This window comes from Treponema sp. R6D11 (assembly GCF_054786075.1).
Genome location: NZ_BDHD01000433.1, coordinates 1 through 1,044, shown reverse-complemented (window position 1 = coordinate 1,044; position 1,044 = coordinate 1). Strand labels below are relative to the sequence as shown.

Annotated in this window: 1 protein-coding gene and 1 pseudogene; both read right to left on the bottom strand. The window is 47.9% G+C overall.

Translation table 11 applies throughout. The annotated features are described in order from the left end of the window. Positions 1-744: energy-coupling factor transporter transmembrane component T family protein (locus ACYVTD_RS13745; protein WP_461248295.1), on the bottom strand; the 744-nt coding region annotated here is incomplete at its 3' end. Next, positions 741-1,044, bottom strand: a pseudogene (locus tag ACYVTD_RS13740) (heme ABC transporter ATP-binding protein); the annotation flags it as partial. The gene ACYVTD_RS13745 and the pseudogene ACYVTD_RS13740, both read right to left, overlap by 4 nt.

Here is a 1,044-nt window from a genome sequence, read left to right as displayed (position 1 = left end):
CTTGTCCGCTCTGCTGAAAGGACGTGCGGAGTACCAAGTGCGTTTTTTGTTTTTGCCGAACCTACGGAGTTCCATTGCGCGGCTTATAACATCGATGCGGTCAAGAGAAGAAAAGACGAGAGGGAAGAGCAGGGGCGTTATTCTTTTTAGGCGCTTTATCCACGACGCCTTGCGGGAAAGTTCAAGGCCGCGCGCCTGTTGGGACTGGGATATCGCCTCAAAATCGCGCTGTACGTCGGGGATGTAGCGCAGGGTCAGGCTTACGGCGTAGGCCGCGGTGTAGGGAACTCCGATTCGGTTTAATGAGGCGGCAAATTCGCTTGGGTGGGTGGTAACAATCAGCATCATGACGGGGGGGGCTAGCGAAATATACTTTAACAATATGTTGATTTCATATAAAAGCTGTTCCGCGGTAAGGGTAAAGCGACCGTGTCCTTCCCAAATAACGTTCCTCGTGTTGTAAATTTTTACGCCTTCTTCGGGGGAAAAAACATATATCGCGGCGAGATTTAAAACCATAAACAGAATAATTAGTTTTATAATAAATGAAATATCAGAAAAACGGATTTTTGATACCGAAAAGAAAACGATGCCAAGAACAGCCATTGCAACAAGAATGTAAGTTTTGAAAGTAACCATAACAAGAACCGACCAAAATAAAAAGATAATCAGCTTTGTGGCGCCGCACAGGGAATGGAGGGGGGTGTCGTTGTCAATAAACGATAACATTCTTCGGTTTGTCATGTTCCGCTCCGCTTCCCGCGCGTTTCGCGGTCAAATGCTATGTAACGCGCCGTAAAACCGCGCGGATCGGGAAGGCCGGCGTTCAGCGCTAGATCGTACAGGCTTGTGCGTTTAAGGTTCGCCTTCTTTATAACATCGTCATCGGTAAGGACTTGAGAAGGCTCCATGTCGGCGACGCATAAGCCGTCCGAAAGAACAACCGCCCTTGTCGTGTATTCAAGCATAAGGTGCATGTCGTGGGTGATGAGAATCAAAGATATTCCCATGTCGCGGTTAAGGCCGGTTAAGAATTCCATAAAC